Annotated in this window: 15 protein-coding genes; 6 read left to right on the top strand and 9 right to left on the bottom strand. The window is 31.7% G+C overall.

Annotation, left to right across the window (positions count from 1 at the left end):
• Position 1: 1 nt before the first annotated feature.
• The 3 genes from ACIQ6T_RS09090 to ACIQ6T_RS09080 form a co-directional block, all read right to left on the bottom strand.
• On the bottom strand, positions 2 to 928 hold the full coding sequence (locus ACIQ6T_RS09090) for a phosphoribosylaminoimidazolesuccinocarboxamide synthase (RefSeq protein WP_395785633.1): 927 nt from the start codon (positions 926 to 928) through the stop codon (positions 2 to 4).
• Between the two features lie 8 nt (positions 929 to 936).
• Positions 937 to 1320: a hypothetical protein gene (locus tag ACIQ6T_RS09085; RefSeq protein WP_395785631.1), complete on the bottom strand. Its 384-nt coding sequence runs from the start codon at positions 1318 to 1320 to the stop codon at positions 937 to 939.
• Between the two features lie 148 nt (positions 1321 to 1468).
• Positions 1469 to 2092, bottom strand: a complete 624-nt coding sequence (locus tag ACIQ6T_RS09080; RefSeq protein ID WP_395785629.1) for a hypothetical protein — start codon at positions 2090 to 2092, stop codon at positions 1469 to 1471.
• Between the two features lie 115 nt (positions 2093 to 2207).
• On the opposite strand from ACIQ6T_RS09080, the gene ACIQ6T_RS09075 reads away from it, so the two are divergent.
• Positions 2208 to 3419, top strand: coding sequence for a pyridoxal phosphate-dependent aminotransferase (locus tag ACIQ6T_RS09075; RefSeq protein ID WP_395785627.1), 1212 nt, complete (start codon positions 2208 to 2210; stop codon positions 3417 to 3419).
• Positions 3416 to 4168: a queuosine precursor transporter gene (locus tag ACIQ6T_RS09070; protein ID WP_395785625.1), complete on the top strand. Its 753-nt coding sequence runs from the start codon at positions 3416 to 3418 to the stop codon at positions 4166 to 4168. The genes ACIQ6T_RS09075 and ACIQ6T_RS09070 overlap by 4 nt, the downstream gene beginning before the upstream one ends.
• Here ACIQ6T_RS09070 and ACIQ6T_RS09065 read toward each other — a convergent pair.
• A complete protein-coding gene (locus ACIQ6T_RS09065) occupies positions 4154 to 4888 on the bottom strand; it encodes a TrmH family RNA methyltransferase (RefSeq protein ID WP_395785623.1) in 735 nt (244 codons plus the stop codon). The genes ACIQ6T_RS09070 and ACIQ6T_RS09065 overlap by 15 nt on opposite strands.
• A 75-nt stretch (positions 4889 to 4963) precedes the next feature.
• On the opposite strand from ACIQ6T_RS09065, the gene ACIQ6T_RS09060 reads away from it, so the two are divergent.
• Positions 4964 to 7183, top strand: a complete 2220-nt coding sequence (locus tag ACIQ6T_RS09060; RefSeq protein WP_395785621.1) for a BamA/TamA family outer membrane protein — start codon at positions 4964 to 4966, stop codon at positions 7181 to 7183.
• A gap of 1 nt (position 7184) precedes the next feature.
• Here the strand turns inward: ACIQ6T_RS09060 and ACIQ6T_RS09055 are convergent, their stop codons facing one another.
• The 5 genes from ACIQ6T_RS09055 to sucC are packed head-to-tail and all read right to left on the bottom strand — an operon-like array spanning position 7185 to position 11269.
• Positions 7185 to 8144 (bottom strand): transketolase family protein, encoded by a 960-nt coding sequence (locus tag ACIQ6T_RS09055; RefSeq protein ID WP_395785619.1) that lies wholly within the window; start codon positions 8142 to 8144, stop codon positions 7185 to 7187.
• Between the two features lie 9 nt (positions 8145 to 8153).
• Positions 8154 to 9011 carry a transketolase gene (locus tag ACIQ6T_RS09050; protein WP_395785617.1) on the bottom strand — a complete coding sequence of 286 codons (858 nt, stop codon included), beginning with the start codon at positions 9009 to 9011 and terminating at the stop codon, positions 8154 to 8156.
• Positions 9012 to 9021: 10 nt separating this feature from the next.
• Positions 9022 to 9459, bottom strand: a complete 438-nt coding sequence (locus tag ACIQ6T_RS09045) for a peroxiredoxin (protein WP_395785615.1) — start codon at positions 9457 to 9459, stop codon at positions 9022 to 9024.
• A gap of 1 nt (position 9460) precedes the next feature.
• Positions 9461 to 10072: a fumarylacetoacetate hydrolase family protein gene (locus tag ACIQ6T_RS09040; protein WP_395785613.1), complete on the bottom strand. Its 612-nt coding sequence runs from the start codon at positions 10070 to 10072 to the stop codon at positions 9461 to 9463.
• Between the two features lie 6 nt (positions 10073 to 10078).
• Positions 10079 to 11269 (bottom strand): ADP-forming succinate--CoA ligase subunit beta, encoded by a 1191-nt coding sequence (gene sucC / locus ACIQ6T_RS09035; RefSeq protein WP_395785611.1) that lies wholly within the window; start codon positions 11267 to 11269, stop codon positions 10079 to 10081.
• Between the two features lie 96 nt (positions 11270 to 11365).
• Here sucC and ACIQ6T_RS09030 point away from each other — a divergent pair, with 96 nt between their 5' ends.
• The 3 genes from ACIQ6T_RS09030 to ACIQ6T_RS09020 all read left to right on the top strand — a co-directional run.
• Positions 11366 to 12019: an ABC transporter ATP-binding protein gene (locus ACIQ6T_RS09030; protein ID WP_395785609.1), complete on the top strand. Its 654-nt coding sequence runs from the start codon at positions 11366 to 11368 to the stop codon at positions 12017 to 12019.
• Between the two features lie 50 nt (positions 12020 to 12069).
• On the top strand, positions 12070 to 13497 hold the full coding sequence (gene miaB / locus ACIQ6T_RS09025) for a tRNA (N6-isopentenyl adenosine(37)-C2)-methylthiotransferase MiaB (protein WP_395785607.1): 1428 nt from the start codon (positions 12070 to 12072) through the stop codon (positions 13495 to 13497).
• Position 13498: 1 nt separating this feature from the next.
• Positions 13499 to 14100 (top strand): sigma 54-interacting transcriptional regulator (locus tag ACIQ6T_RS09020; protein ID WP_395785605.1); only part of this gene is annotated, 602 nt, incomplete at its 3' end.

Raw genomic sequence — 14100 nt, 5'->3', positions numbered from 1 at the left:
GTTAAATATGGTGTGATATTTGATTATAAATATTAGATATGTAATCTTCTTCCAAATCGGATTTTTCAAATTTACTACCTGTTATCTCCTCATACAAAAGTATGTATCGCTCCGATATTTGATGAACAAATTCATCTGTTAATAAGGGAATTTTCTGCCCTTCTTTGCCTTGAAAATTATTTACAATCAGCCATTCTCTAACGAATTCTTTTGATAGCTGTTTTTGTGGCAAACCTTTTTTAAAAAGATCTTTGTATAAATTTTTATAAAAGTATCGAGACGAATCTGGCGTATGTATCTCATCCATTAGGATAATTTGATTATCACGAATACCAAACTCATATTTTGTGTCAACTAATATTAAATTCTTAGAATCAGCCATCTCCTGACCTCGTTGAAACAATGCGAGTGAAATTTGACTTATCTCTGTAATTAATTTCTCACTTAATATTCCCTGTTTAACAATTTCATCTATTGAAATATCTACATCATGACCATGATTTGCTTTTGTCGTAGGTGTAATAATTGGTGATTGTAAAATTTGATTTTCAACTAATCCATCTGGTAATTTTACACCACAAATAATTCTTTTACCCGATTTATATTCTCTCCATAAATGACCAACCAAATATCCTCTTACAACCATTTCAATTGGTATAGCCTTGCACTTGATTCCAAAAGCAGCATTAGGAGCCGGTGTACTGATTAACCAGTTAGGAACTATATCTGCAGTCGCATTAAGGAAATAGGAAGCTATTTGATTTAAAACTTGACCTTTAAATGGAATTAATCGTGGCAATACTACATCAAATGCAGAAATTCTATCTGATGTAATCATTAATAGATGGTCTCCAAAAGAGTAAACATCACGCACTTTTCCTTTATAAAAAGAGGTTTGATTAGGAAATTCAATAATAGTATTACTCATATAAAAATTTATAATATTAACTTTTCATTTTTCTTCATTATTTCTAATAATTGCAAAGCCTCTGATTTGTCCCATTGTTGGGTAAGTGTAGTCTTATTAAATATATTTGGTCTTAAAGAAATTTTTGAAGTATTTGATTTTAATAATTCAAAAACATAAACCAAGCTATCAGAGTTTGAATTTTCAATTATCCCCTTTTTTAACATTTTTTGGGCTAATGCTGAACTATATATCCTATCAATTAATAAAGAATTTAAAATTAAATCATTCGTATTACTTGATTGTGTGAAATTCACTGTTTTGTGATAGTTTGAAGGATAACCAGATTTCACACTTATTAATTTTAGCCTACTTTCCGTCTCAAAATCATTGAAAATAGTGTTTTTCTTCATTTGTTTAATAGATTTTTCAGCTCTTTCTAATTTTAATAAACTTAGATTCTGGTTTAGCTTTAATACTTGTTTATTATATGTATCATTAGACAAAGTGTATATACTCTGATAAAATAATATGGCAATATAAATGAGGGATGAGAACAAATTATATTTTCAAAATCTTTAATTTAAAAATTAAATCAGTCGATACAAATACTATAGTCAAAACTAGTAAATAAATTTTAAAGGACGATATCTCAAAAATATAAGTAAAGTAATTTATAAGCTTAACTGGTTCATTACTTTCAGAAATAAAACTAGAGCCTTCAGAGAAATCAGAATTATTTACGTCTAAATATTTGGTATTGGTTTTATTTAAATCAATTTTTTGAAGATTATAATCTGATCTATTTTTAAAATATTCAGTACGCAATAAATTAATAAATCTACGTTTATTCGTTGTAGGAATTATAAAGTTGCCTAAATTTCTATTCGTATTTAATATTACTAATCCAATTTTTTCAATTTTAGCTGCATTTGCTATTTCAATTAATTTAAATCTAGTTGATTCAGTAAAAATAAGTTTATTCTGATTTTCTAAAATTGTTAAATATAAAATTAAATTACTCTCACTTCTTGCCTTTAAGCTACTTCTGTCCTCTGAACTAGACAATACAACCAAAATTAAACACAATAGTATTAACGTACGTAAAAACATTTTCACTATTACTAGGTTAGAAATTCGTGCTCCTTTTTGAAAAACAACATAATACCTTAAAGCTAAATTCATCAAAAGAATGAATATAGCTATTATAGCGCCTAATATGACCTCATTTAAATACAAATTACCGAATTAAAGAATCAAAAGTAATTTACTAATTTTACATTTCTATCATTTGGAACATATGGATATTTATAAAAGTAAGCGCCTTGACAATTTAAAATATGAAATTCGTGGTCCAGTATATGAGAAAGCCCTTGTATTACAAAATCAGGGTTATAAAATTACTTCATTAAACATTGGTAACCCTGCAGCATTTGGATTTGAAACTCCCGACGAAATTATACATGATATTATTGTAAACATTCGGTCTGCACAAGGATATGTAGACTCACGTGGTTTATTTGCGGCAAGAAAAGCTGTTATGCAATATTACCAAAATCAAGGTGTTAAAAATAGTTTAATTGAAGATGTCTATATTGGTAATGGAGTTAGTGAATTAATTTCACTAGTTATGACAGCTTTACTAAATACAGACGATGAAGTTTTAATTCCATCACCCGACTATCCACTGTGGACTACAGTTGTCGGCCTACAAGGAGGTAAGGCTGTTCATTACGAATGTGATGAATCAAATGATTGGAATCCAAATATTCAAGACATTGAAAATAAAATAAATTCCAAGACAAAAGCTATTGTTTTAATAAATCCGAATAATCCAACTGGTGCTGTTTATACAGAAGAAACAGTCAGACAAGTTGTGAAACTCGCTGAAAAATATCAATTAATTTTGTTCTCAGATGAGATTTACGACAAAATAATTTACGACACAGCAAAGCACTATTCTGCTGCTGGATTAAGTGAAGATATACTAATTGTCACAATGGGCGGATTATCAAAAAACTATCGTGCAGCAGGATTTAGAGGTGGTTGGATGATATTAACTGGAGCAAAGCATAAAGCCAAATCCTATATTGAGGGTTTAAATTTTTTATTTAGTACTAGACTTTGTGCTAATGTGATCACACAACTCGGAATACAAACGGCACTTGGCGGTTATCAATCAATAAATGATCTAGTTTCTACTGATGGTAGATTAGCTAAACAAATGAATCTTGCCTATACAAAATTAAATGCAATTCCTGGTGTTTCTTGCGTAAAACCCAAAGGGGCACTATACCTATTTCCCAAATTTGACTTAGACGTTTTTAAGTTTAAAGACGATAATGAATTTGTCATGACACTCCTTGAGGAACAGAAAATCCTAGTCGTTGGTGGTCAAGGTTTTAATTTTACTAAAAAAGATCATTTTAGAATTGTATTTCTTCAACATGTCGAACAATTAAATTTAGCTTTAGATAAAATTGCATCTCATTTTAATAATCATAGAATATGATTTTTAGTCAATTTTCACGAAAAAAAAAGCTTTTTATTGTTTTATTCGGTGTCTTTTTGACGAATGCAATAATAGCAGAGATTATCGGAGTTAAAATTGTAAGTATTGAAAAATCTCTTGGTTTCAACCCATTAGAATTGAAAACATTTTGGGGAGAAACATGGTCATTTAATCAAACCGCTGGTGCTTTAAATTGGCCAATCGTATTTATAACATCAGATTTAATAAATGATTATTTTGGCAAAAGAGGAGTAAAATTTATTTCATACACCACTTCCCTATTTGTATTATATTCCTTCTTTGTTATTTATTTAGCAACTTTATTAGTCCCTGCTGATTTTTGGATTTCCGTCAATGAAAAAACAGGTAATATAAATGATTCATTTTCATTAATATTTAGGCAGGGTCTAGGAATAATTGCAGGATCCTTAACAGCTTTTTTGGTCAGTCAATTATTGGATGCTTATATTTTTGAAAAAATCAAATCAAAAACAGGTAAAAAACACATTTGGCTACGAGCGACTGGATCTACCTTAGTTTCACAATTAATCGATAGTTTTCTAGTTATTGGTATTGCGTTTTATATTTTCGGGAATTGGAGCGTCAATCAGTGGTTCAATGTGGCTTTGAACAACTACTTATATAAATTCATTGTTGCTATACTATTAACCCCCTTATTATACTTAGTTCATTATCTAATTGAAGTCTATTTAAAAAAAGAATTAAATGAAAGTTTAACTTCTTCTTAAATTATCCAAAAATATCGCACACGAAATGCCAACATTTAGTGATTCGGCCCCACCGAAACTAGGAATGGTTACGGAATCATCAATTAATTCAACAACTGATTGACAAATACCATTTGATTCATTTCCAAAAATTATAAAGCCAGCATCAGGAAATTTATATTCGTGTATATTCTTCCCATTAAGTAGTGCTCCAATTTTTTTTGAGTCAGTATATTTACTTAACCACGTTTCCAATTGAACATACATATGTGATATTCTCAAGAAAGAGCCCATAGAAGCACTAATAACTTTGGGATTGTAGAATTCAGTACAATCATTAGATAAGACAATTTGGTTTATACCATACCAATCACAAATACGTATAATTGTACCAAGATTACCAGGATCTCTTATGCCATCTAAAATAACAGTAAATTCATCAGGCTTATAAATAAAAGATTCATTAGGCATCTCTACAATAGCAAATCCATAGTTATTAGTAACCAAAGTTGAAAGTTGATGAATTAAAAAATCTGCAACGTAATAAACGGCACAATTAGTATTAATAAATCTACTATCAGCTTCAAAAACACGATTAACTATAATAGAATGAATTTTCAAACTAGAATTTAACAATTCATTTATACCTTTCTCCCCTTCAACTAAAAATAATCGATTCTCCGAACGTCCTTTTTTAGAATGTAGGGAATTAATTAACTTTATTTGTTTATTGGTTAACATCACTTGAAAAATATAAGCTATTATTCTTTTTTAATTATAATCTCAATTCTACACTTATCGTGTACGAATTTGCAAATGTATGAACTTCCGTTGTATACGATTGAAAAAACTTCAATAAGTGGCAATAAACATGTGAAAATTGAGGATTTCAAAACAAACCTTAGTTCTTTAAAAGAAGTAAATAAACCTTATATTTTTATCAAATTAAACGGTTATTTAACTATTAAAAGAAGAAAAAAGGATTCGTTAAATATAAAAGAAGCTAAGTTTCAACTTTTTAAACGCCAACCTGAAGTGCTGGATACCTCTTTAGTGAATTCAATAAGAGATAAGATTTCTCGTTATTACAGTTCTATTGGTTATTTAAACTCTCAAATTGCTATTAAAATAGATACCTCAATAAACAATAAAGTAAAAATTGAATATGTAATTTCAGAGGGCCTACCAAGTTTATTTACTAAAAAAGACACGCTTATAATTAATAATCCAGCACTAGAAAATATTGTAAAGAAATTCATAAGTGAAGAAAGTTTAATCAAATTGAACACTAGACTTTCTATTTCTTTATTAAAAGAGGAGAAAAAAAAACTAGGTGAATCACTAAGAAATCAAGGATATTATTACTTTAGCGAAGATCAGATTGGAATTAAGTTAAACGATACAAAAGATTCTACACTGACATCAATATCATTGGCTTATAAGATTCCGAATTCAAACATATCTACTACTAATATTCAATATGATCGACTCTTTCGTATTGGTCTTGTCAAATTCAATGAATTACATTTAGAATTAAATGAAAAAGAAGAGAAATGGATTTCTCAATCTTTGAATACAAATCAATTAAAAAGAATCGTCACCTTCAAAGAAGGTGATATATATGCAGCCAATAGAATAACGCAAAGTCTTCAAAATATTTACGCAACAGATCAGTATAAATCAGTAGCTATAAAGTTTGATACCGGAGCAACTCGAGTCAATCCAACGATCGATTTAATTCGGAATGATAAATTTAATATTTCATCGGAATTAGGTGGAAGTGTGTTTAGAGGAATTCCTGGGCCATTTATAACTAATTCATTTAAAATTCGTCGTGTTTTTTCAGTTCTAGATAATCTAGAATTTAATAGTAGAATTGGATTTGAAGCACAGACTGGATTTATAAATACAGATCAAACAAGAAAAAATTTAGAACTAAACCTGACAGCGGTTTTAAATCTACCTACACTATACATACCTGCATACTTTTCAAAATGGTCGTCTAATATCATAGGATCTCAAACCCAATTTGGCTTGGGGTATGATTACATAAACAGACCTGAGTATTTAAGAACAAATTTTAAATTATTCCAACGATATCAATGGAGAAAGTCAGTTAATAAATATTTTCAATTATCATTATTTGATGTCAACATAATAAATACAAATTATCCTCTAACAGAAACTTCAACTAGTTTTACTTCCTATTTGGAAAGTTTGAGAGAACGCGGAAATAATCTATATCGAAGCTTTAATCCTAGTTTTGTTTCTAGTATTATATTTCAATATAACTACAGATCATTTCTCCCTTCGAATAAATTAGTAGATGGTAGAAGTTTTCAAATTGGATTAGAATCAGGGGGTACTTCATTAAATTTAATTAGAAACAAACGAATTGCCTTTATTGAGAATTTATTTCAATCCAACCAAGAACTACAATTCTACAGATATTTAAGGTTTAATTTAGATTATCGAAAGTATATTCTTTTAGGACCGAAAAAACAGTCACAATTAGCCTATAAATTCGCTAGTGGATTAGCTTATGTATATGGAAGTGAAAATGATTATCAATTACCCTATGAAAAGAACTTTTTTATTGGAGGCCCAAGCAGTCTAAGAGCATGGAAACCTAGACGATTAGGTCCAGGTTCATACAATTCATTTACAAATTTAATTGAGCAACCGGGAAGCGTTTTAATAGAATCTTCATTGGAATATAGATTTAAAATTATTCAATTTCTTGGCACTATGAATGGAGCCCTATTTTTAGATGCCGGTAATATTTGGAATATTTCATATCCAGGACAGCTTTCTGTAGGAAATTGGAAAATTAATAGTTTTTTAAATGAGATTGCAGTTGGAACAGGCATCGGATTAAGATGGGATTTCGATTACTTTCTTTTAAGATTAGATTTAGCAAGTAAAGTGTTAAATCCAGCTATGCCTAAAAACGAAAAATGGGTATTCAACAAAACATCATTTAGTTCAGTTGAAAACCCAATAGAATTTAATATAGGTATTGGTTACCCTTTTTAAACTATAATTTTTTTCTTGATATAGCTAGTAATGCTTTTTCAACGATAGAATTCGCATTCAAACCATATTTTTCCATCAATTCAGCCGGCTTCCCAGATTCGCCAAAAGTATCATAGACACCCACAAATTCTTGCGGTGAAGGTAAATTTAACGCTAAATACTGTGCAATAGAGTCACCTAAACCCCCATTAATTTGATGTTCTTCTGCTGAAACAACACAACCAGTTTTTGCAACTGAGGTATGAATAGCATCAACATCTAAAGGTTTAATCGTGTGTATATTTATTATCTCAGCATGAATTCCTTTTTCTAATAAAATTTCTGCAGCAATAATTGCTTCCCACACCAAATGACCAGTCGCAAAAATACTTACATCGGTTCCTTCTATAAGCCGCACAGCTTTACCAATCTCAAAAACTTGATTCTCTGAGGTAAAAACAGGAACTAATGGACGTCCAAAACGAAGATAAACCGGACCTTCATAGCTAGCAATGGCTATAGTTGCAGCTTTAGTTTGATTATAATCACAAGGATTAATTACGACCATACCTGGAAGCATTTTCATTAATCCAATATCTTCTAAAATTTGATGCGTAGCCCCATCTTCACCTAAAGTTAACCCAGCATGAGAACAAGCTATTTTAACGTTTTTACCGGAATATGCTACAGACTGACGTATTTGATCGTAAACACGCCCTGTACCAAAATTTGCAAAAGTAGTGGCATAAGGAATATATCCACCAATTGATAGTCCAGCAGCTAATCCAATCATATTAGCCTCTGCAATTCCTGTCTGAAAAAATCTTTCAGGAGAATTTTTAATAAATGCTTCAAGCTTTAAAGAACCAATCAAATCCGCGCACAATGCGACAACTTTAGGGTTATTTTGACTCAAGTATTCCATTCCTGCTCCGAAGCCAGAACGTGTATCCTTTTTAGTATCGTATGTAAATAATGCCATTTCTATTTATTAATAATCACCCAAAGTTTCTTCTAATTGCCCAAGAGCAGCGGCAAGTTGCTCATCATTTGGTGCCACACCATGCCATTTATGACTGTGCATCATAAAATCAACGCCAGCTCCCATCTCCGTTTTCATAATAACTATAACAGGTTTATTATTTACTAAAAGAGCTTTAGACTCTTGAATTACTGCTGTCAAATCAGACATATTATTGCCGTCCACTCGTAAAACTTGCCAACCAAAAGCCTGATACTTAGCCTCTAGGTCTAGGTTATTCATGACTTTTTCAGTTGGCCCATCAATTTGTTGGCCGTTTTCATCTATAAATGCTATTAAATTATTCACGTTATGATGGGGTGCATACATGGCAGCTTCCCAAACTTGACCTTCATTTTGTTCCCCATCCCCCATCAAACAATATACTATTGAATTATCTGAATTTAGTTTTTTAGCCTGAGCTACACCAATTGCTACGCTTAATCCTTGACCCAACGAACCTGAAGCAATACGCACGCCTTCTAAATGTTCATGAGGTGTAGGATGACCTTGTAACCTAGTATTTAGCTTACGAAAACTAGCTAATTCTGATACGTTAAAATAACCACGACGAGCTAATACACTGTACAAAAGTGGTGAGATATGGCCATTGGAAAGAAAAAATACGTCTTCATTTTTTCCATCCATCTGAAAAATCACTTGACCAGAACTATCTAATTTCAAATTCATGGAATTGAAAAATAGTTCAACTAATAAATCAGTGCATCCTAAAGAGCCTCCAGGATGACCTGACTGGACACCATGCACCTGACGTAAAATATCCCGACGTACTTGGGATGCGACTTTTTGTAATTCTGTTGTTTGCATAATAATTCGATCAGTGGATTTGTTGAGTGTGATTTTGGGTATCCACTTTCGTTATGATATCTATTATAATTCCCATTTCATCAATAAGGAATGTCGTACGAGCTATCCCCATATAACTTTTACCATACATTGATTTTTCTACCCAAACACCAAATGCCTCAACGATATTATGTGATTCATCTGATATCAAAGGGAATTTCAATTGAAATTTGGCAATAAATTTATCATGAGATTTAGTAGAATCTACACTTGCTCCAATTACCTTATAACCTTTAGACATTAAATAATCTAAATTTTCATTCAAATTGCAAGCCTGAGCTGTACATCCTGGTGTATTATCCTTGGGATAAAAATACAAAACTGTTTTACTACCTAGTAAACTGTGCTTAACACCAGCAGAATCAATCATTTCCGTTATAGGTACAGAAGAACCAATAGTTAAAGCCATTTTATTTAATTGCTAGTTCAAATAAATTCTCTCCTTGTAAATATCCATTTAAGATATCCCCTATTTGTACAGGTCCGACACCGGCAGGAGTTCCTGTAAATATATAATCACCTGATTTCAAAGTAAAGTATTTTGAGATATCAGCTATTAATTCAGAAACATTCCAAATCATTAAATCTGAATTACCTTTTTGTACAGACTGCTGATTTTTAAATAGTTCAAATTCAATTGAATTTGAAAAATCTGATTCACATATGGGACGTAGTGTGGAAACAAATGCAGAACCATTAAATGCTTTGGCTTTCTCCCAAGGCAAACCTTTTTCTTTTAACTTACTTTGCACATCTCGTGCCGTAAAATCAATACCTAATCCTATTGCGTCAATATATTTATGAGCAAATTTTGCCTCAATGTTTTTTCCAACTTTTCCTACACGATAAACTAGTTCTAGCTCATAATGTACGTCTGATGAAAAAGATGGGTAATAAAAAGCTTGTGAATTATCTATTAACGCAGTATCAGGTTTAATGAAAATAACGGGATCAATTGGCTTTTCATTAGATAACTCCTTTATATGATCAACGTAGTTTCTCCCAACGCAAATAATCTTCATTGCAATCTATTTTAAAACTTCAGAAACTAATCTGGCCGCATCTTTTAATAAAACTGCAGAAAATACCTTTAAGCCTGAGTTATTAATTATAGCCGCTCCTTCTTCTGCATTTGTACCTTGAAGACGAACAATTATTGGAATACTAATTTCTCCTATATTCTTATATGCTTCTACAACACCATTAGCAACACGATCGCAACGAACAATACCACCAAAGATATTTATTAAAATTGCTTTGACATTTGGATCTTGCAGAATTATGCGAAAACCAGCCTCAACAGTTTTTGCATTAGCTCCACCACCTACATCTAAAAAATTAGCGGGATCGCCACCTGATAACTTAATTATATCCATTGTAGCCATTGCCAAACCTGCGCCATTAACCATGCAGCCAACATTACCATCTAACTTTACATAATTAAGATCATTCTCTGAAGCTTCGACTTCTAGTGGATCTTCTTCTTGTAAATCTCGTAGAACAGCTAATTCTTTATGACGATACAAGGCATTATCATCAATGTTTACTTTTGCATCAACTGCCAATATTTTATCATCAGATGTCTTTAAGACAGGGTTAATCTCAAACATTGATGAATCCGTATCAACATAAGCACGATAAAGCGACTGAATGAATTTAACCATCTCTTTAAATGCTTGACCACTCAAACCTAGCATAAAAGCAACTTTTCGTGCTTGAAAATCTTGTAAACCTACGCGAGGATCAATCCACTCTTTAATAATCTTCTCTGGAGTGTGTTCAGCTACTTCTTCAATATCCATTCCTCCTTCAGTGGAAGCCATAATTACATTACATGAACGACCACGGTCTAGTAAAATAGATATATAAAATTCTTTAGGTTCAGAATCACCTGGATAATAAACATCTTCACTGATCAAAACCTTATTAACCTTCTTGCCCTCTGGACCTGTTTGATGTGTAATCAATTGCATTCCTAGAATTTGAGAAACACGTTCTTGAACTTCATCTAGGTTCTTGGCCAACTTCACTCCTCCACCTTTACCACGACCGCCGGCATGAATTTGTGCCTTGACAACAAACCAACCAGTTCCTGTCTGTGCTTTTAACGCCTCTGCTGCTGAAATCGAATCTTCGACTTTATCAACAACAATCCCTTCTTGAATTCTTACTCCGTAACCTTTGAGAATTTCTTTTGCTTGGTATTCGTGAATATTCATTTAGTAAAAATTTTAATTTCGTGAAATTACTATTTATTTGCCAAACTTTTAAATTGTTCAATTAACAAGTTCATTTTCATAGAATAACCCAATAAAATGTTAGAATTAAAAAATATTTCAAAAAGTTATGGAACCCAATTAATTCTAAATGACATTTCATTTAGCGCTGATGATAATTCATTGGTATCAATTCTAGGTCCTTCTGGGTCAGGAAAAAGTACATTATTACAAATTATAGGCTTGTTGACAAAAGCAGATTCAGGAGAAATACGATTAAACGATATTTCTTATTTGAATTTAGAAACAAAAAATTTAGATGTATTTCGAAATGAAAATTTGGGATTTGTTTTTCAATTTCACAACCTTCTGAATGAATTCTCAGCATTTGAAAATATTATGATGCCATTGTATTTACGCAAAGCATATAACATGGAAAATGCAAAATATTTAGTAAATGAGATTTCTACATCATTGGGAATCAATCAATTGCTTAAAAAATACCCTGCGAACCTTTCTGGAGGTGAACAACAAAGAGTAGCAGTAGCAAGAGCACTAATAACTGAACCTACATTGTTATTAGCCGATGAACCGACAGGAAATCTTGACAATAAAAATGCAGAAGATTTATATAATTTATTTCTTAAAATAAAAGAAGAACGCAACCAACAGATTATTATGGTTACGCATAACAACAAACTAACAGAACAATCAGATAAAGTCATATTCTTAGATTCAGGTAAAATTATATAGTATTTACTGACAATATGTCATAAATTTGACCTATAATTTAAGCCTAATTCATGCAAGAATTAAATATAATAGCCAAATCAACTAGCGATAATCTAGACTTACCTCGTATTTCATCCGATACAAATGATTCTTTTTTATTGGGTAAAGTTTACATTGAAAGCTATGGTTGTCAAATGAATTTTGCTGATTCAGAAGTTGTTACAGCTATTTTAATTAATAATGGTTACGGAACTACGTCTAATATTCAAGAGGCAGATTCCATTTTATTAAATACATGTGCCATTAGAGATAATGCAGAACAAAAAATTCGTCATCGTTTACAGACATTCAAAGCTATTAAATCAAAAAATCCTAAAGTAGTAATTGGAATTTTAGGATGTATGGCAGAACGTTTAAAAACCAAGTTAATAGAAGAAGAAAAATTAGTTGATTTAGTTGCAGGTCCAGATTCGTATCGTGACCTACCCAATTTGCTTGAACAAATTGAAAATGGCCAAAAGGCCATTAATGTTTTTCTTTCAAAGGAAGAAACATACGGTGACATTGAGCCCGTCAGACTTCATTCTAACGGAGTAAGTGCTTTTGTAAGCATCATGCGTGGCTGTGATAATATGTGTTCATTTTGTGTTGTGCCATTCACTCGAGGTAGAGAACGCTCTCGGGATTTGGATTCCATTCTTGACGAATGTCAAAAATTATACGATAAAGGATTTAGAGAAATTAATTTACTAGGTCAAAATGTTGATTCTTATCGATGGGAAAATCCATCAACCAAGGAGTTAATTACATTTGATAAACTTATAAGTCTAACCGCTCAAATACATACAGATTTACGTATACGTTTTTCAACTTCTCATCCAAAAGACATTACTAATGAGGTTTTGTATGCAATGAAAAAACATTCTAATATTTGCAAAAATATACACCTTCCCGCTCAAAGTGGCAGTAATCGTATTCTAGATAAAATGAATCGAACTTATACTAGGGAATGGTATTTAGATAGGATTAGCGCCATACGTGAAATTTTAGGTAATGATTGCGGTATTTCGCACGATATAATTGCTGGTTTTTGTACAGAAGATGATCAAGATCATCAAGATACATTAAGTCTTTTAAATGAAGTTATTTTTGATTTTGGCTATATGTTTACATATTCAGAAAGACCTGGAACGCCGGCAGCAAAAAAATATACGGACAATGTACCAGTAGAGGTAAAATCTAAACGTTTACAAGAAATTATTGATCTACAGCGAAAACATTCCGGAATTAGAAATGAGCAAATGATCAATTCAATTCAGAGAGTTCTGGTAGAAGGAAATTCAAAAAAATCTAATCAACATCATTTTGGTAAAACAGACAATAACAAAATTGTTGTCTTTGAAAAAGGATCTGAAAAGGTTGGTAGTTACGTAGATGTTAAAATAACTGCATGTACCACTGGGACTTTATTAGGCCATCTAAATATAACAAATACTTGATATGGAAAATTCACACATTGCAAGTATCAAGGCAAGATTTGGAATAATTGGAAATTCCTCAGCATTACTTCATGCTATATCGATAGCTGAACAAGTCGCTTCCACGGACATGACAGTACTTATTACCGGGGAAAGCGGTTCGGGTAAAGAATCATTTTCAAAAATAATACACGCATTATCAAAACGGAAACACGGTCAATTCATAGCTGTTAATTGTGGTGCAATTCCAGAAGGTACAATAGATTCCGAGTTATTTGGGCATGAAAAGGGTTCATTTACGGGAGCCATAGAAGCAAGGAAAGGATATTTTGAAGTTACAGATGGCGGGACAATTTTTCTAGATGAAATAGCTGAAATGCCGCTAGGTACTCAAGCAAGATTATTGCGTGTATTAGAGAATGGGGAATTTTATCGAGTTGGTTCATCAAAAGTTCAGAAAAGCAATGCGCGCGTAGTGGCGGCAACGAATTTAAATCTTCAAGATGCGATAGAAAAAGGTAAGTTTAGAGAAGATTTATACTATCGACTTTGTACGGTACCTATTTATGTACCCCCACTCCGTGAAAGAGGTTCGGATATTGAATTGCTTTTTAGAAAATTTAC

The organism is Aquirufa sp., from assembly GCF_044377215.1.
Taxonomy (GTDB): domain Bacteria; phylum Bacteroidota; class Bacteroidia; order Cytophagales; family Spirosomataceae; genus Aquirufa.
The sequence above is the reverse complement of the archived record's forward strand: the minus strand, read 5'-3'. Positions and strand labels throughout refer to the sequence as shown.